Source organism: Veillonella sp. 3891 (genome assembly GCF_003992315.1).
Classification (GTDB): Bacteria; Bacillota; Negativicutes; order Veillonellales; family Veillonellaceae; genus F0422.
Window position 1 is genome coordinate 1 of sequence record NZ_RQVE01000021.1, and the last position, 18436, is coordinate 18436.

11 protein-coding genes are annotated in these 18436 nt (G+C 43.5%); 9 read left to right on the forward strand and 2 right to left on the reverse strand.

Annotated features, from left to right (window positions below; genetic code table 11):
- The 4 genes from EO118_RS08240 to EO118_RS08255 form a co-directional block, all read left to right on the forward strand.
- Window positions 1–3633 (forward strand): YadA C-terminal domain-containing protein (locus tag EO118_RS08240; RefSeq protein WP_164726259.1); only part of this gene is annotated, 3633 nt, incomplete at its 5' end.
- A 131-nt stretch (window positions 3634–3764) separates the two neighbouring features.
- Window positions 3765–4598 (forward strand): MBL fold metallo-hydrolase, encoded by an 834-nt coding sequence (locus EO118_RS08245; RefSeq protein ID WP_127069452.1) that lies wholly within the window; start codon window positions 3765–3767, stop codon window positions 4596–4598.
- Window positions 4599–5828: a DUF445 domain-containing protein gene (locus EO118_RS08250; RefSeq protein WP_127069453.1), complete on the forward strand. Its 1230-nt coding sequence runs from the start codon at window positions 4599–4601 to the stop codon at window positions 5826–5828.
- Entirely contained in the window at window positions 5825–7141 is a 1317-nt protein-coding gene (locus EO118_RS08255; RefSeq protein ID WP_127069454.1) for a DUF445 domain-containing protein, read from the forward strand. Before EO118_RS08250 ends, EO118_RS08255 begins: the two co-directional genes overlap by 4 nt.
- 314 nt (window positions 7142–7455) lie before the next feature.
- Here EO118_RS08255 and bioB read toward each other — a convergent pair whose 3' ends face one another.
- Window positions 7456–8472 carry a biotin synthase BioB gene (gene bioB, locus EO118_RS08260; protein WP_127069455.1) on the reverse strand — a complete coding sequence of 339 codons (1017 nt, stop codon included), beginning with the start codon at window positions 8470–8472 and terminating at the stop codon, window positions 7456–7458.
- Between the two features lie 1869 nt (window positions 8473–10341).
- Between bioB and EO118_RS08270 the strand changes: the two genes are divergently transcribed.
- The 5 genes from EO118_RS08270 to EO118_RS08285 all read left to right on the forward strand — a co-directional run bounded on the left by EO118_RS08270 (window position 10342) and on the right by EO118_RS08285 (window position 17816).
- The gene (locus tag EO118_RS08270; RefSeq protein WP_240626936.1) at window positions 10342–11901 is read left to right on the forward strand and encodes a PLP-dependent aminotransferase family protein; all 1560 of its coding nucleotides are present in this window, start codon (window positions 10342–10344) and stop codon (window positions 11899–11901) included.
- Between the two features lies 1 nt (window position 11902).
- Complete coding sequence (locus EO118_RS08275; protein ID WP_127069456.1) at window positions 11903–13147, forward strand: DNA repair exonuclease; 1245 nt, start codon at window positions 11903–11905, stop codon at window positions 13145–13147.
- Complete coding sequence (locus EO118_RS08280; RefSeq protein WP_164723902.1) at window positions 13137–16019, forward strand: AAA family ATPase; 2883 nt, start codon at window positions 13137–13139, stop codon at window positions 16017–16019. Before EO118_RS08275 ends, EO118_RS08280 begins: the two co-directional genes overlap by 11 nt.
- Before the next feature lie 344 nt (window positions 16020–16363).
- Window positions 16364–16444 (forward strand): putative holin-like toxin, encoded by an 81-nt coding sequence (locus EO118_RS08845; RefSeq protein WP_369688082.1) that lies wholly within the window; start codon window positions 16364–16366, stop codon window positions 16442–16444.
- A gap of 241 nt (window positions 16445–16685) precedes the next feature.
- Entirely contained in the window at window positions 16686–17816 is a 1131-nt protein-coding gene (locus EO118_RS08285; RefSeq protein ID WP_240626937.1) for an efflux RND transporter periplasmic adaptor subunit, read from the forward strand.
- 439 nt (window positions 17817–18255) lie between these two features.
- On the opposite strand, the gene EO118_RS08690 is transcribed toward EO118_RS08285, so the two are convergent.
- Window positions 18256–18436, reverse strand: a 181-nt coding sequence (locus tag EO118_RS08690; RefSeq protein WP_206168282.1) for a hypothetical protein, incomplete at its 5' end; no start/stop codon positions are given.

An 18436-nucleotide genomic window follows, 5' to 3' on the forward strand; every position in this document is an offset into this window, starting at 1 on the left:
GCAACACCAGGTGTGAATATCCAAGTAGCATCCGACCCTACGAATGGTTTGACTGTGAGCTTAGCAGATACGTTAACAAACATGAAAGGTATCTCTGGTAATGGCACAGATCCATTGACAATTAAAAATGGTGACAATGCAGTTATCACAGTAAAACCAGGTGCTGATGGAGCTAAAGGTGAGGTAGACTTCGGTGGATCCAAATTAACGAATATTGGCGAACCAGGTGCTAATACAGATGCAGCGAATAAGGCTTATGTAGATAGTAAAGTTGGTGGCGTGTCTAACTTAGGCTATAAAGCAAATGGTGGCACAGCTAAAACCGTAGCAGTGACAACAGGTCTAGACTTTGTTCAAGGCGATGGTACAGCGAATACTGTAGAATCTGCCAAAGCTGGTATCGAAATCGTAGCTGGTGACGATGGTAAAGTAACATTTGGCTTAAACAAAGCGACTCGTAATGCTATTGATAATGCAGCGAATAAAGATTTGGGTAACCTAAGCGATGATGGCAAAAATGCTGTGAAAGACTTAGCAGCAGGTGCTGTAAAAGTAGCTGCTGGTAAAAATGTGAAGGTTACAGATGCTACGGTTGACCATGTAACAACATACACAGTGGATGCGATCGATACGAAAGTTATCAAAGGTGATGGCATTGAAGTCACTGGTGGCGATGAAGATACTGATAAAGTACGTACGTATACAGTAGCATTGTCTCAAGCGACAAAAGATACATTAGCGAAAGTAGCTGATATTGCTAAAGCAGTTGGCGGTGATGGTGCTAACGGTATCGATGGTCGTGATGGTAAATCTGGTACAGGCAACAATGCTGGTATGGGCAAAGACGGCTTAACTGGCGCAGATGGCTTGAACGGTAAAGACTTAACTACGAAAGTGAATGCGCTTCGTAACGGCGAAGCTGGTACCGTAGTGTACACAGATGACAAAGGCAATCGTCTTGTGAAAGCTAGCGATGGTAAATGGTATCCAGCTGACAAAGTAAAAGCAGATGGTACAAAAGCTGATGATGCTGTCGAAGTGAAAACTCCACAAGCTCGTCTAGTGAACCCAGATGGTTCTACAACAGGTGGTACTACAGTCATCAACAACGTAGCTTCTGCAATTCCGGCTGCACCAAAAGATAATGCTAATTCTCCATTCTTAGATCGTTTGAACACGGCAGCAGGTGATGTGAATACAAAACATGCAGCAGTGAATGTAAGTGACTTGAATAGCACAGCAACTGAAATCATTGCGAAAGGTTTAACGTTCCAAGGTGATGATGTAAAAGATGTAACACGTGCATTAGGTACTACATTAACTGTAAAAGGTGCGACGAACTTCACACCAGCCGCAGATGCAACAGCAGGTGTTAACATCCATGTAGAAAAAGATTCAACTGCAGGTGCGAACGGTTTAGTAGTGAAATTGGCAGATACCTTAACAGATATGAAAGGTATCTCTGGTAACGGTACAGATAATCTAGTGATTAAAAATGGTACGAATACAATCACTGTTACACCAGGTAAAGCAGCGGATGGAGCTACAAAAGCAGATCCAGGCAAAGTAAACTTCGGTGATGCTACTGTAACTATGAAAGACCTAGATGCTCCGATTACGTATCGTACAAATGGCGATGCCGATGAAAAAGCGAAAACAGTATCCTTGAAACAAGGCTTAGATTTCGTTACTGGTGATGGTACAACAAACACTGCTGAATCTGCTAAACCAGGTCTAAATATCGTAACTGGCGAAAATGGTAAAGTCATCATTGGCTTGTCTGACGATGCAGCAACGAAATTAGGAAAAGTAGATGGCATTGCTGCGAAGGTAGATGCTGTTGAAAAAGCCCTTGATAACAAAGCAGATAAGTCTACTGTTGAGGATCTTGCGAATAAGTTAGCTGATAAAGCTGATAAAGCAACTGTTAAAGACTTAGCGGACAAAGTAGATGGTAAAGCTGATAAATCCACTGTTGCAGACTTAGCGAAAACAGTAGAAGGCAAAGCTGACAAATCTGAGTTAGACAAAAAAGCAGATAAAGGTGAAGTGACAGCATTAGCTAATAAAGCAATGACTTTCACAGGCAACAATGCGGAAGCAAAAGTTGAACGTAAACTTGGCGAAACATTGCACTTAGTGGGAACTAACAATATCACTGTTGAGAAGGATGCGAATAAAGAAGATACATTAAATGTTGCGTTGGCATCTACATTGACTGGTATGGAATCTATTACTACAAAATCCATTACTACAGGAACTGTGGATGGTTTAAGTAATACAACTTGGGATCCTACAAAAGTTGCCTCTGCTGAGGAAGCAAAAGCTAACCCTACATCTGATGTAGCTAAAGAACGTTCCAAAGCAGCTACACAAGGTCAATTGAAAGATGTAGCAGATCGAGTAAGCAAAGGTCGTGTATTCACAGCGGATACAAAAGTTGGCGACAAACCACTAGCAGCTGAAGTTGGCTTAGGCGATACATTGGCTATCCAAGGTGGCGCAACATCTGGATTAACAAATAACAACATCGGTGTTGAGTTGGCCCCAGCGAAAGATGGAAAACCAGCTACGATGACTGTGAAATTGGCAAAAGACCTTAACATGGCTGATGGTAAATCTAAGTATGACCGTTACTTACCTGAGTTTGAAAAAGACGAAAAAGGTCTATTAAAATTAGATGCTAAGGGTAACCCTATCCCTAAAAAAGATAAAGATGGTAATGTAATCCTTCAAAAAGATGGTAACGGTAACCCAATTGTTAACTCTTCTACAGTGGTAAACGGTAATGGCACAACATACACGGTTAATAACTTACTCAGTGATGGAAAGGTTCAAGTAGACAATGCGAATAAACCTGTAGCAGGATTGGTAACGACTACAACAGCAGCAGGTACTCGTTATGAAGAACGGTTAACAACAGAAGATGGTCACGTTATCTTTAAACAAGATGACAATACAAAAGAGTTGAAACCAGTATTGAAAACAGTATCTGTAGTTGATAGTCGTGGTATCCGTATTGGAAGCAATGACAAACCAGTAGTAAGCTTAACAAAAGATGGCTTAGACAACGGTGGCAACACAATCAGTAACGTAGCACCTGGTGTATACGAATCTGATGCAGCGACAGTAGGTCAATTGAATGCTGCTACTAACACGATGACTCGTCAAACTAATGAAGTAGGCGCTCATGCAGCCGCATTAGCAGCGATGAATCCATTAAGCTATGATCCACTTAAAAAATCTCAAGTAATGGCTGGCGTTGGTAAATACAAAAACAGCAAAGCCCTTGCATTAGGGGTGGCTCATTATGCTAACGAAGATACTATGTTCAACATAGGTGTCAGCGTTGGCGGTGGCGAAAACATGATGAATGCAGGTGTGACATACCGATTCGGTGGTGAAGACAGCATGATTCCTGAACGCTACAAAGGTGGTCCAATTTCTTCCGTCTACATTTTACAAGATGAAGTATCTGCACTTAAGGCTGAAAATGCACAAGTGAAAGCAGATAACGAACAAGTAAAAGCAGACAATGCACGCATGAAAGAAAACTATGAAAAAGTAATGCAAGACAATGAAGAAATGAAAGCACAAATTAAAATGCTTATGGCTCACATGGGTATCAAATAATAGAAGTGATTCTATTTCCCCTGTCGAAAGGTCATAGACTTTCATAAGAAAACCCTCCTGAGGTACATACCTTGGGAGGGTTTTTGTGTTATAATAAAAGTAATCAATAAAATTATCAATTAGGAGTTAATATGAAAGTTACCTATTTAGAGCATAGCGGTTTTGTCATCGAAGATGGCAAGCGGGCCTATGTATTTGATTACTGGAAAGATCCAGTCGGCGTGGTGAATGCATTAGTGGAACAAGGCTATGAGTTACACTTCTTTGTATCCCATATCCATCATGATCATTATGTGAAATCAATTTTCAAATATTTACCATATATATATAGTGTTTGGTATCATGAGGATGTGCCAGCATTGCGAGATGTTCGTAAGCAAATACAGGATATAGCAACTGTTAAGGAAGATGCTGAGACAGCTAGTTTAGTATTAAAAAGAATCAACAACGAGTGCACTACTGATATTCAGACTCTGTCGGAGGAAAATTTAACAGACGAGTTGGTACAACAAGTATTTTCTTTGCACTCTATGAAAGTAGGCGATACGTTAGAGGCAGAAGGCCTTACTGTCACCATGTTTGGCTCCACGGATGAAGGTGGTTCGTTCTTGGTGGATACCGGCACACATCATATCTTTCACGCAGGAGATTTAAACTGGTGGCATTGGTCAGGAGATACGCCGGAAAATATTGCAGAGGCGAAGGCACTTAAAGAGAAGGAGTTTGCTCCTCTAGCCGGTGTGTCCGTAGATATTATGATGTTCCCAGTGGATGCTCGTTTGGAAGTGGCCCGTGAGTGGGGCGCTCTAGACATACTAAGCATAATGAATACCAAACTGTTTATCCCTATGCATGCGAATGGTCCTGTATGGGTTCCATCAGAGACGTTTAGAGAGTCCTATCCTACGCAACGGTGTTGGATTCCTACACAGTCAGGGGATGCGGTGGTAGAGGATGTGAAGTAAATGACACCATGGTTACAACGACATGGAGCGACTGCTCTATTAGTCTTGATGGCAGTCATATTCTTGGTGACCTATCCCTTTCATAGAGATTCTTTCTGGGGGCTTATCACGCATATTTCAGGGGCTGCCATGATTGGTGGCTTAGCCGACTGGTATGCGGTGACGGCATTGTTTACGAAGCCTTTGGGGATTCCTTTTAAAACGGCACTTATCCCTAGGAATAAGGAGCGGTTTGTGGAAATGGCACGACACATGATGGTAGATGAACTCCTTCGGGTGTCCCACATGTACGAGGTGCTGAAACAGGAACGTGTACCGCAGCGGATTGTATCATTTATGAATAGTACCACTGGTCGGGGGTATGTTCATGTGTGTTTTGAGGAATTGAAAGACCATGTATTGCCTCATGTAAAAGAAAATTTACTGCAAGAGCAATTGCTTGGGCACATCAAGAACGGTGTGGAGTCTTGGCGAGTGACGCCTTTCGTGGTTAGCTTGTGCCGTCAGCTCTTAGAACCAGAACGAGCAGCGGTGCTATGGATGCACATCAACCGCATGCTCCAACGATTGCTTGCAGCAGAGGGGATTCGCCCCTATGTATTAGGGATGGTGTCATCTGTGATGAACCGCTATGCAGACCATTCTTTCTTACGAGAATTGGCGCTGGCATTGGGCGGGGAATCGCTTTCGCCGGAATACATTACGCATATGATACAGGTGAAAGGCTGTGCCTATTTGATGAGTCAAGAGTCCTTGCAGTCGCCACTGGGAAACGCTGTGTATGAAAAAGCACGGTGGGCAGTGGATGAACTGGCACAAAATGGACAATGGCAACAGAAGCTAGAAGATAAAAAGAATGCTTGGTTCCGAGAGTTTATTGAGGACGGCTATGTGTTGGAAGATACCTTAGACCTAGCGCGCTATGTAGAGCAAGGGGAAACGGAATTGTACCATTTCTTTGAGCGTTTGGAAACGAATGCTATGAAAGGCCGTAAGGCAGAACGATTTATTTTATTCCAATTGTTACACGTCTTAAATTACGTGCGCCCTTGGATTGAACATATCGTCGTGCGCGAGATGAACCGATTCACGCCAGAGGAAATTACTCGTATTTTACAATCTAAATTGGGCTATGATTTGCAGATGATACGCATCAACGGATCCTTGGTGGGTGCCATCTTAGGCGGTCTCTTCTATGGATTGACCCTGCTGAAAGGAGGGATCCTATGAGCCCTCGCATCATGGAAACACAAAGAAATCCTTATACTACCTATGCGAATCGATTGCTTTTTACCATGGCGGTGCTGTTCGCTTTTGTGTGGTGGGGGCAGTGGTACATCACGGCTCCTTGGTATGATGGATTGTATTGGTTTGTTCAATCTGCTCTCATTGGTAGCGTAGCGGACTGGTTTGCAGTGACTGCGTTATTTCGCAAACCTTTGGGAGTGTCCTTTCATACAGAGCTGATTCCACGAAATAAGAATCGGCTCATTGAGGGGATTATCCGCATGGTGAATACGAAACTTCTCACCTACGACCAATGTAAAAGTGCCATTGAACGGGTGAAGTTTGTGCCCTTTGTAGACCAATATATCCGTAGTGATGTAGGGCGGAATACGGTGCGCCAAGGGATTGCCACGGTGTTGTCTGAATTGTGGGAGCGCCGCAGTGATCGGGAGTGGGCCCAATGGGGTGCACAGCGGTTACGAAAATTTTTGCATAATCAATCTTTTATCGGCCCTATGCAACAGACTTTGCTACATGTGTGTGAGCACAATCGCTATGAAAGTGTGGTCATTCGAGGGATTGACTATTTGCAGAGAGCATTGTATACGCCGAAGGCACAGCAATGGTTAGAAACGGTCATTGAGGAAGAAATTGAAAAGCGCAAGAAAGATGTAGTGTCTGCTATGCTCATTGGGCTTTCAGAAGGGTTGAACATTGTGAACGTCCAAGAAATGGCGGGTGCCATCATAGAAGAAGTACACCAAATGTTGGAGCGCTGGAAACAGCCGAATAGTACGGAGCGTTTGGTGTGGTTGCACCAATGGGTGGGACCGTTGCAGCAGATGGCGTCGAACCGAAGCATCACAAAGACATTGGATGATGCTATCCAACAGTGGATTGACGTGCAAGATTGGGAGCTCATGTTAGAAGCCTATGTATGCCCTCGTATTCGTGAGGGTATGGTTTCCAGCGATGGGTCATCACCGATGGCCATTGCGTTGGAATCGAGCTTTCAAGAGTTGTGGAATCATTACTGTGAAGAGCCGGGTATGGTAGAACGTCTAGAAGAAGCGTTGACGCATATTATGTTGCATATTGCATCGAAGAGCCATGGATTTATTGGCATTATCATCCGTGAAGTGCTACAAAGTTTGAGCACAGAACGGTTCATCCATTTTATTGAAAGCAAGGTGGAAGAAGACCTCGCTTGGATTCGTATTAACGGTGCCCTCGTAGGTGGCGTAGCAGGATTGGGGACATGGTTGTTCTTGTATTATGTGTATGAGCCGGTATTGCAGGGCTTGGGAATCATCTAGTTCTGTATATAGTTTTTAATGAGTTCAATGCTAGCGTGCCGATATATCGCTTTAGATAGATGCAGTATATTCTCATATCTTATGCATGGGGATGGGTAAGCAATGCTGAATGGAAACTTATAACTAATACTTTTAGGGGTTAGTGTTTGCTGTATCTAAGGAATTTATTATAAAAATCGTATATAGCAAAAAATAGGGGACCCAGATTCGTTGGAATCGGGTCCCCTATTTCTCATTTGAAAGTTCTATATGGTTGCAGCTCTCTAAGAGAGACATATAGGTAATGAAAAAGTTTCGTTGTTACAGGTATATGATTATGCTTGTTGTACAGTGTTAAGGCTTAGTTCTAGGTCTTTGATCATTTGTAGATCATCCATTGGAGAGCGACCAGCTGTTGTTAGGTAGCCACCTACCATGATACCGTTCAAGCCACCTTTTAATGCGTAAGCTTGTAAGTCACGAAGGTTGACTTCACGACCACCAGCGGTACGGATCAATGCATTCGGCAATACGAAGCGGAACACAGCGAAGGTACGAAGGATTTCCAATGGAGGAATTGGCTCGTTGTTTTCGAATGGTGTGTTCTTGATAGGGTTAAGAATATTCAATGGAACGGAGTCTACCCCTAATCGTTTTAATTCGAATGCCATTTCAACACGTTGCTCTTTGGTTTCGTTCAAGCCTAAGATACCACCGGAGCAAACGCGAATGCCAGCTTTTTGGGCATTGGAGATAGTGGACATTTTATCTTCATAAGAATGTGTGGTACAAATGTCTGGGAAATGGCTTGGTGCCGTTTCAATGTTGGAGTGATAGCGTGTCACACCAATTTCTTTCAATTGCACTGCTTGCTCATAAGTCAATAGACCAAGGGAGCAGCAAATTTCTAAGCCAGTTTCTTTACGAATACGAGTGAGAGCGCTCAAGATTTGCTCAAACTCTTTAGGATTGTTTGTGTTACGACCACTTGTTACGATGGAGAAGCGGATAGCACCGGCTTCTTTCGCCTTTTTAGCGGCGTTCACGATTTCTTCCTCTTCCATGAAAGGATACACAGTAACACCAGTGTCATGATGGGCGGATTGAGCACAGAATTTACAGTTTTCTGGGCATTTACCGGAACGGGCGTTCACGATGGCACATAGGTCTACTGTATCGTCATTGAATTTTTGGCGGATTTTGTCAGCCATAGCCAATAGTATCATAGTGTCTTCGTCAGATGTGTGAATGAGCTGTTCTGCTTCTTCACGAGTGATCTCGCCACCATCTAATACTTTTTGTGCGTAGGCTATGATTGTTTCATAGGAAATAGATTTTGATACAGTTTCCATAATTACACCTCGTAATTTTCATTTGATTTTAATGACTACATCATAATGACTACATTATATAATTATTGTTAACTTGAGTCAATAGTAGTGGCGTTAACATTTCAGGTCGGCACTTGTTCCGTTATGCAGCCTGTGGATTGTCTCTTTTTGCCCTATGCAATCTTGTGGCGAATCTTGATTAACTAAATAGAAAGGCGTGGCACATTCCTTCGCAAACGGTATTTCATAATGTTTGCTTAGGAACATGCCACGCCTTTTTTGTGTTTGCTTAATTTGGTCAGTACAGAGCGCCACAAGATGTGCTACGTACAACTGCGCTCCTCAGGGGATTAGAAGAGCACGGCATACCCTTATATAGCTTGTCACGTTCAGTTAATATTTTATAAAGCAAACAGAAGAGCAAGGCACATTCCTTCAGAAACGGTATTTCATAATGTTTCTTCAGGAACATGCCTTGCTCTTTTAGGGAATATGTGATTATGATATATATGAACGTGACTCTAGACTTATTATATTCAGGCACACTGTGCTCTTCTTGTGTTTGTGTGATTTAGGTAGTAAGGGACGCCACAAGGCTGCTACGTGTAACTGCGTTTCTCAGGGGACTGAAAGAGCACGGTATACCTTATATAGCTTGTCACGTTCAGTTAATATTTTATGAAGCAAATAGAAGAGCAGGGCACATTCCTGAAGAAACGGTATTTCATAATGTTTCTTCAGGAACATGCCCTGCTCTTTTAGGGAATATGTGATTATGATATATATGAACGTGACCCCAGACTTATTATATTCGGGGCACGCCGTGCTCTTCTTTGGGATTGTGTAATTTAGGCAGTAAGGGGCGCCACAAAGGCTGCTACGTGTAACTGCGTTTCTCATAGGACTGAAAGAAGGGGATAAGTACTTATCAAAGAAATTCTGAGGTTGCTTATTTAGGGGGATATTTTAAATTTCTGCGATTATATAATATTATTCTATATGTAGAATTTATGCTATAATAGGTTTGTAGAAGAGTTAATGACGTGATGTTAGGCTCATCTCTTCCTAATATGGGAGGAGGTGGTTGCTATGACTAAGTATGAAAAAATCTCCTTGATTATTTCTATTGCTAGTTTAGCAATTCAATTCATTGATCTAGTAAAATAGACAATGAAAAAGCCTAACGGATAAGGTCTCACACACCTTAGCACGTTAGGCAAATTCAGTTTCAGTATCTTTAAGATGAGCCTAACGCCAGCACACGTTATTAGCTCTTCTTTTTTATAAGATAAGTATAGCATTGTTTATTGCTAAATGCAAATATCGCTAGAGTTTACGTGAGTATATGGAGAAAAATTATTGAAATTATAAGTGATAGGTGATACAATAAGCGTAGCTAAAGATTTTATAAAGAAAAGTACACAAAAACTCCCTAGGGTGCCACCTAGGGAGTTTTACTTTGTATTATTTATAGATCAATACAAAATCTAGGATTGTTACAAGTGGAATAGCAATTCAATCCATTTGCGAATATAGTAGCCAATTACATTTGCCAAAATTGCCTTAAAAAGAGATTTTATAAAGAAAGTCACATTATCACCTCCTCCTGTTACGGAATCGGTTTCACCTGTAACGAGATTAGTATACCATAAACAGTTATTTAAATATATGCGTACTGTTGATAGTTAAGTCGAGTTTATAACGATAAAAATACTTTTGGTGTAGTCATTTTTCGTGTTTACTTTTATAATATAAGGTAAGAATATATCTTAGAAACGATGGTTCAGAATTTTGAAGGTAGCGGTGTAAGGAATGTAACTACTAAAGAAGCGAGAACAAAAAAGATATATACATTTAAGGACGTAAGGTTTGTTGTTTTGGAGGGTCTAGATGATTGTCCTAGATGCGAATGCAGGGGTTCCCATGTACGAGCAGGTATATGAGGCTGTAAAAGTGCATATTGAGCAGGGCTTGTTCCGTCCAGGGCAGCGTCTTCCTTCTATACGGGCTATGGCAGCGCAGTTGGGTGTCAGCAAGATTACGGTGGAGCAAGCGTATTTGCAGTTGGCAACGGAAGGATATATTCAAGCGCATAACAAGGCACCCTATGAGGTGCTGGAGATTCCTCTGCCTTTGGAGGGATATTATGACAGGATAACTCATACTGACACTTCGTCTAATCAAACATATGGAATCATAGGTGACAGAGTAGAATCTAGACAAGGTGTTTTTTCCTCAATGCAATCAAAGGGTATCTTTCAAAGTGTAAGCGGTGATATGAATCATAAGTCAGAAAAGCCAATATCGTATTGTGATAGGAGTACGGTTTGTACAGCAGCGCATACTTTGCATGAAGAAACGAATAGACAGCCCCCTCCCATCCTCTACAATTTCGCTACTGGCGCTATGGACCCGGAGGGATTCGATTTCAAACGGTGGAAACGCTTTATTGGCTACGCTTTACGAGATACGAAACGGCTTATGACGTATGGTCAGCTAGAGGGAGAAACTGAGCTGAGGTCAGCCTTGAATCAATATTTGCAACAGGCGCGAGGTGTTCGGGCTACAGCAGAGCGAGTGCTCGTGACCAGTGGTACCCTCAATTCGTTGCATATGATTGCGTCCTTGTTACAACGTCAAGGGAAATCCAAGGTAGCCATCGACCGCCAAAGCCCTAGTTTTGCCAAGGCTGTATGGAAAGACTATGGATTTTCTGTTGTAGAGGTGGATACAGGAGAGTCACAATGGATTCCCACGTTAGAAGCAGCCAATGTGGAAGTGGTATACTGTATGCCATCTCACGGCGATAGTATGGGCCGTATTATGACGATCCAAGAGCGGACAGAGTTATTGCGGTGGGCTCAGAGTCGAAATGCTTTCATCATAGAAGACGATTATGACAGTGAACTTCGCTATTATGGAAAGCCTGTGCTGTCGTTGCAGGGCATGGATTTGCAAGATTGTGTCATATACATGGGCACGCCGTCGAAGGTGTTACCACCATCCATTCGGTTGAGTTACCTAGTGTTGCCTGTGGTTCTCTATGAGGACTTTCACAAGCACCACAAGGCCTATGGGCAAAGTGCAGGCGTGTTAGAGCAGTTGGCATGGGCCATGTATATGGATGAAGGGGAGTGGCATAAGCAAATTCGCCGCCTTCGTAAACATTATTTAGAAAAAAGTAAGTATTTTACTAGCTTGTTGCGCCACTATTTGGACGATACCTATGAGGTCATCGATCCAGAGGGCGGTGTCTATGCGGGGATTCGTAAGGTGCACAATAAGGGCGATGTGTTTCGTCTGCGAGCGTTAAAGGCTGGTTGCGATATTAAGGTCATAGACAGAGATGAGACCGGTATTGTAGAGGTGTTGTTATCGTTCAGCGGAATACCGACCCGTGACTTAGAACGGGCGGTACAGGTATTAGCTGAGGCTTGGAAAGGGTTATAATATGGGTATACCATTTCGATTCATACAATGTGGGGATCTCCATTTAGGGGCACCCTTTCGCTATTTAAAATCTTTTGGCAGATCTTTAGATGAGGCCATGATGCGCGCCACCTATGGGTCCTTTCAGAATATCGTGAACCTAGCCATCCGTCAGCGTGTGGCAGCAGTGCTTATTACGGGGGACGTCTATGATGGAGCGGACCATCCCCTTGAGGCGGAGATGCACTTTGTGCGTGCCTGTGAAAGTCTTGCCAAGGAGCACATTCCTGTCTATGTAGTACAAGGTAATCATGACCCTTCTGAAAGTTGGAAACGGCATATGCCATTGCCCGATAATGTCCATATCTGTTCAGCGGACCGAGTGGATAGATTCTCTCTTATGGTGCGTGGTCAAGAGGTGGCTGGCATCTATGGTCGCAGTATTTCCAGTGATACCCAGTATGAGGACCTAGCGTCGGACATCCATCCTTTACGCAGTGATCCTTTTTCCATTGCCCTAGTACATGGAACGGTAGGCAGTCATGAGGGACATGACAAGACGGGTCCTTGTTCCCTCGATGCGTTGCGCCGGATTCCCATTCAATATTGGGCGTTTGGTCACATTCACAAGCGCCAGATTTTGAGTGAACAACCTCATATCGTTTATGCGGGGAATAGCCAAGGTCTGCACCGTGGTGAAAGTGGCCCGAAAGGGTGCTATGTGGTGGATGTATCTAGCCGTGGCACTGTGGAAGTACACTTTCACGAGACCAATGCGATCCGATTTGCAGAAGATACTATTGATTTAGGGCAAGTGCAATCGGTAGTAGAGATGCTGGAAATGTTGCGCCACAAAAAAGAAATGATCCGAAAACCGGGTATGTCTATTTTGTTGACACTTAGACTTATTGGAGAAGAACCTTTATCAGAAGTGGCGAGTGACAATGCAGTGCGTGCAGCTTGGATGGAGGAAGCCCAAGCGGAAGAAAGTGGCAAGCACGGCGTGTATATCATCGGCATAGAATGCGATACTTTCAGTACCGGTAAGCAAGGTGTTGCGCCAGGTATGGTCAGCGATTATGTGAAAGCCTTGGATGCGATGGATGCGGGTGCGGATTCGTTACTGAACATTGTGAAAGATCGTCCAGAGTGGAAACGCTTGTGCATGTATGGACAGTTAGTGACAGAGGACATGGTACAGGCTGCCTATGAGAAGGCACGACGGGAAGGAATCCGGCTATTACAGGGGAATGAGTATGAAGATTAAAGAAATATATATAGAACACTATGGCCCCTATGAACAGTGGACCTTTCAGCCTCATGAACGAGGACTGCATGTGCTATACGGGCCGAATGGAAGCGGAAAAACAACACTGCTCCAAGCCTTTCGTGGTATTTTGCTAGGTACGAAGCGGAAAGAAGAACCTGTAGAGGGGCATATTGTGGTGGAACGAGACGGTAAGACGTACCACATCGGTCGCAAAGGAAAAATGTTGGACTTTTACGAAGTGGGTGGCCAGCGGTATACGGTGGAACCGGCGGAATTGTGGTGGCAAGGACTAGACAAAAAGACCTATGATCGTATTTTTGCTATTACGCTGGATGACCTACAAGGGGTGGACATTATCCAAGAAGTGGACGTGCGCACACGGTTCTTTGGTGCCGAAGGTGGCGAATCCTTAGGAACCCTCGTGAAAGATGTGGATGAACTGGCCAGCCAACTGCTAGTGGCATCTCCTACGGGCAAGCGGACCATCAATGCGTTGTTGGACCAATTGCAAGAGGTGGAACGAGATATCCGTAAGTTACAACAAGGAGAGCAAGAGTATTATACGTGGCAAGCCTCCTTGGAAACGCTTGAAGAGAAAGAAGCCACCTTACAGGAACAACGACAAGAGCGAAAGGAATATCTACAAGATGTAGAGCGGGTTCTTCGTGCTTGGGATACGTATAAACGCGGGGAAGAAGCAAAACAAAAAATGCTCCAATTTCACGTAGAAGAGTCATTGGAGCGAGAGAAGTTTTTAGAGTTAGATGAAGAAATACGCCGTTGTCAGGAATACATGCGCGTGTGGCGTGGCAAAGAAGAAGGCTTGGTGCCGGATAATTTCGACCCAGAAGATAGACTGGGTATGTATGAACAAGAGATTGAAAGTTTGTACCAAGAAGTATCGAAATGGACGCAGTTAGAAAAAGAATGTCGTGAAGGAGATTTGTACTTAGAAAAAGTGAAAGCCCAATTGGCATTTATTCGTAAGTCCCATGTGTATTGGCGAGATGTGGAAGACTTCCCCAATGATGTGAATTGGTACGATGGGGAGCAAGTAGCGGGTCAGTTGCGCAGTGCCCGTGAGGCTTATGAGGCATGGCAACGACGAGAGCCGTTCCCGCAAGATGATCGAGCTCGTGAGGTAACGGAAACAGTAACAGCCCTAGAAACTAAGCATAGGAATCTAATAGCGTTGAAAGAGGCCTACTTAGCACAAGAACCTGTGGACTCCGTCGAGACAGTGCAATCTGGCCGCTCCTATTATCTAGGTTCCGCAGTGTTGGCTGTCCTAGGGCTGGTCTTATTGGCGTGGCACATGACCTATGCGGAGACGATTGATGTACAGGCTATAGGTGGAGCGGTAGGCATATTGCTAGGCATAGGTCTGGCCTACCAAGGGTATCGGACTGGAAACATAGTTCTAGAGGTTACGAACAAAACTACTAAGGATGTTTCTGACTTAGAAGCTAAAGCAGAACGATCCATGCCAGCTACAGAATCTGACTATGAAAGTTTACTTTCAGAGATACAGGCAGTAGCGGAGGAAATCAAAGGATACGGAGATGATGTGAGTCATTTCAAAGCCTACGAAGTGATGAAAGCACAGTGGGTGGTAGAAGGTAAAACCTTGGAAGCGGCAGGAACTGAAGCTATGGACGCATGGGAAGCGTGGTTGCCAAAGGCGGCTAAACAGACGAACCGAGATGATGCGTTCTACGGCATGAAGGAAGAATACCAAGCCTATCATGAGCGATTACGCGAATTTGAAGGATACCAAAAGCAAGTGCGGTTGCATCATGAACAACTAGAAGCCATCGTGAATCGATGCAGGAACTTGTGGGCGTCCTTGCAGATGAACACGGTGCCATCCATCGTAGAGCTACGAGTGGTATATAATCAGTTGCAATTGCACAAGCAAAATCGTGTGCGGTGGGAGCAAAAGGAAAGTCAACGCAAAAATTATCGCGAAGAGTATGCCGCATGGAGCAAGAAAGAAAAAGAATTATTCCTTGCCCAAGAAGAGCTAATTCAAAAAGGCGGCATGAAGAGTGCCGCAGAATACCGTCAGCGTTTGTTGCAACAAGATCAGCATAAGCAATGGGAGACCATTTATCGCCAAAGTCAACGGCAATTAGAATTGTTGGCACCGAAAGAGTTTCATAGAGATGTGTGGTACCGCCGTTTGCAGGGCAATGATAAAGGCAAATGGGAATTGGAGTACTCCCGCAGCGAAACGGAATTGGCGAATATTGAATCATCTCTACAGGCGTTGTATGAAGAGCGAGGCACTTTGCAAGAATCTATGCGCCACTTGAGTACATCCCATGCAGTGTCGGAAGCATTGCTGAAAAAAGAACAGCTAGAAGCGGAGCTCAGGGAAGCCTTGGAAGCGTGGATGACCTATGTGTTTATCAACCATGGTATGGAGCTGGCGCAACAAGAATACGAAACAGATCGGCAACCAGCTATGCTGGCGAGAGCGTCTGATTATGTGAAAGCCATGACGGGTGGCATCTATACATTGCACATGGATGACACACATAAGGGTGCCTATGTGAAAGACACTACAGGTCGGGAAATTCCCTTAGGAAAATGGAGCAGTGGCTTGGGCGATCAAGTATACTTGGCATTGCGACTAAGCCTAGCAGAATCCTTCGCGGAAAAGATAGAATCCATGCCGTTACTGTTGGATGACGTGTTGGTGCGCTTTGACTTAGAACGACAAAAACTAACATTACAGGTGATAGAAACATTAAGTGAACATAGGCAAGTGTTTTTGTTTACATGCCATGAGACGACTAGCCAACTGGCTAGTGAAAGGGTACATCGTTACGATCTCACTTGTGACGTTACTTGTAACGCTATGTAGGTTGTCACTTGTAACGTTATGTAGCCTGTGGCGGTTTTGACTGAATGGGACAAAGGGAAACGAGCAACACATTCCTTCACAAACGGTATTTCATAATGTTTGTTCAGGAACATGTTGCTCGTTTCTGTGTTTCGTATATTTAGTGAGTAAAGGCCGCCACAAGGCTACTACACGTGACGGCGTTCCTCTAGTGCTTCTTTTTTGCTTTAATTATAGTGATTTTTAAGATTTAGGTAGCAATAAAAGTTCACGTTGTGAGTAATTGTGTAGTATAATATAAATTGTAAGAGTCATCGACGCGATGTTGGGTTCATCTTCTTTACTTAGTAAAGGGGGTGGGTAATATGACAGTATTTGAAGCATTATCTTTGATGATTGGTTTCGGTATTTTATTATTAGCATTACTCACATACTTAAAGAAATAATTTATAGTATGTGAAAGGCCTAACGACTTAATAAGTATTCGCACTACTTATACACGTTAGGCCATCATTTTTAGTATTCCAGATGAGCCTAACGCCAATCACACGTTGATGGCTCTTCTTTTGTTACTTTCATTATAGCATGGTTTATAGATGCATTACAAGGTAAACATAAGTGATGGGGTTCATATGCTAGATATTCCTCTTTAAGAGTAGTATAATACTCTCTATATGAGAGGAGCGGATGATGAACTATTCTTGGATACGGAAATATTGGATATATATAACAGTGGTGATGGTGCTAATCATTGCCGGCGGTGTGTTCGCATGGATGCAACCCAAAACGGTGCAGGTGGTGAACCCCGTGGAACGTCAAATGCCGGTGCGCATCAGTCATGAGGCGAACATTACGGCGTTACATAAGGCGAGTGTGGAACCGACAGTGTCGGGGCCGGTGTCTACTTTCACGGTAAAAGTAGGTGACATGGTGAAAGCAGGTCAAGTGCTGGCTATGATTGATACCACATCACTACAACAACAGTTACAATCCCTATTAGGTCAGTTGCAGGAGGCGCGCAGTCGAGCGCCACAACAAAGTGCATCCACTATGGTAGTAGGTGGTAGTGTGTCATCGGCGGATGTAGAGCGGGCACGATATATGCGTGATGCTGGTATTATTACGAATCGAGAGTTTGAATCGATTGCGGCCAGGGCACAATCACAAGTGGTAACGGTTCCGTCCTATACGGGTGGTTCAGGGGTAGATACTTCTGGAATAGAGGCTGCTATTGCAAAAATACAAGCGCAGATGGCGGCGGCTCAAATACTTTCACCGATGGAAGGAAAGGTTGCGGCTATCTATAATGAAGATAGAAAAATTGCCATCGAGGGAAAACCGTTGTTACTAATACAACAAGATTCCCCAGTGGTGGCCACTTTGAGTGTACCGCAAAGCTTTGGTGCGATTTTGAAACAGCCTAATGTCACAGGTGGCGTGCAAGTCTATTTAGATATAAATGGGCAGCAAGTGCCAGGGCAAATTACATTTGTAGGAACCGAATCGGGACCGAGCATTACTGTGAAAGCAACTTTCAATGTGCAGCCGGGGCAAGTGACGATTGGTGAGTTCTACACATTAGTCATCGAAACAAAAGCGGAAGCACCGGCTCTTACGTTGCCTATGGAAGTCATTCATGATGGAGAAAATGGTAAGTTTGTATATGTAGTGACAGAAAATAATACGATTGATATACGGACCATCGAGACGGGATTAGAAATGGATGGTGTGGTGACCATATTGGATGGGTTATATCCAGAAGATCGAGTGGTGACAAATAAAGGGAAATACGAACTAGGCGAAAGCGTTCATTTGTGATGCTATGTAGCCTGTGGCGGTTATAACTGAATAAGATAAAAGGGAAGAGCACGGCATACTCCTCACAAACGGTATTTCATAATGTTTGTTCGGAGCACGCCGTGCTCTTCTTATGTTTATGTAATTTAACCTATAATACCGCCACAAGGCTACTATGCTTAACGGCGTTCTCTAAGCGAAAGGGATATATTGCTCGTTTCTATGTTTATATCGTGATTAACAAACTATAAGACCGCCACAAGGCTGCTATGCCTAAGTGATCTCTCTTCAGCGGGGTAAAAGAAATTTAAAATTGGGGGTTGCTTTTTATATGGAAATGGAATATACTATAAAACATGTTCGAGAGAACAAGGTGTTCACACTTCTGTAAGTGATGAGCAAAAAAGATTAAAAATAACTGTTGACACGAACTTGTGAATCTGTTATTATGATCTAGTCGCTACAACACAGGTTGTGAACGACGAAGTTGATCTTTGAAAACTGAATAATGTAAGGTAATTACTTCGAAAGAAGTAAACATAAGCCAGAGTGCGGGTTTCACATAGTTGAAACCAACCAAATAAATTCTAGCCAAGTAATTGGCAACAACGAAAATGAATGAGCTATCAAATAGCTTCAAG

What these genes read in the sequence shown, in the direction of transcription:
- EO118_RS08285 (WP_240626937.1), top strand. Translation starts at nt 16,686, where the DNA reads ATGATGAACTATTCTTGGATACGGAAATATTGGATATATATAACAGTG.
- EO118_RS08275 (WP_127069456.1), top strand. Translation starts at nt 11,903, where the DNA reads ATGGGTATACCATTTCGATTCATACAATGTGGGGATCTCCATTTAGGG.
- EO118_RS08270 (WP_240626936.1), top strand. Translation starts at nt 10,342, where the DNA reads ATGATTGTCCTAGATGCGAATGCAGGGGTTCCCATGTACGAGCAGGTA.
- EO118_RS08250 (WP_127069453.1), top strand. Translation starts at nt 4,599, where the DNA reads ATGACACCATGGTTACAACGACATGGAGCGACTGCTCTATTAGTCTTG.
- EO118_RS08280 (WP_164723902.1), top strand. Translation starts at nt 13,137, where the DNA reads ATGAAGATTAAAGAAATATATATAGAACACTATGGCCCCTATGAACAG.
- bioB (WP_127069455.1), bottom strand. Translation starts at nt 8,472, where the DNA reads ATGGAAACTGTATCAAAATCTATTTCCTATGAAACAATCATAGCCTAC.
- EO118_RS08245 (WP_127069452.1), top strand. Translation starts at nt 3,765, where the DNA reads ATGAAAGTTACCTATTTAGAGCATAGCGGTTTTGTCATCGAAGATGGC.
- EO118_RS08845 (WP_369688082.1), top strand. Translation starts at nt 16,364, where the DNA reads ATGACAGTATTTGAAGCATTATCTTTGATGATTGGTTTCGGTATTTTA.
- EO118_RS08255 (WP_127069454.1), top strand. Translation starts at nt 5,825, where the DNA reads ATGAGCCCTCGCATCATGGAAACACAAAGAAATCCTTATACTACCTAT.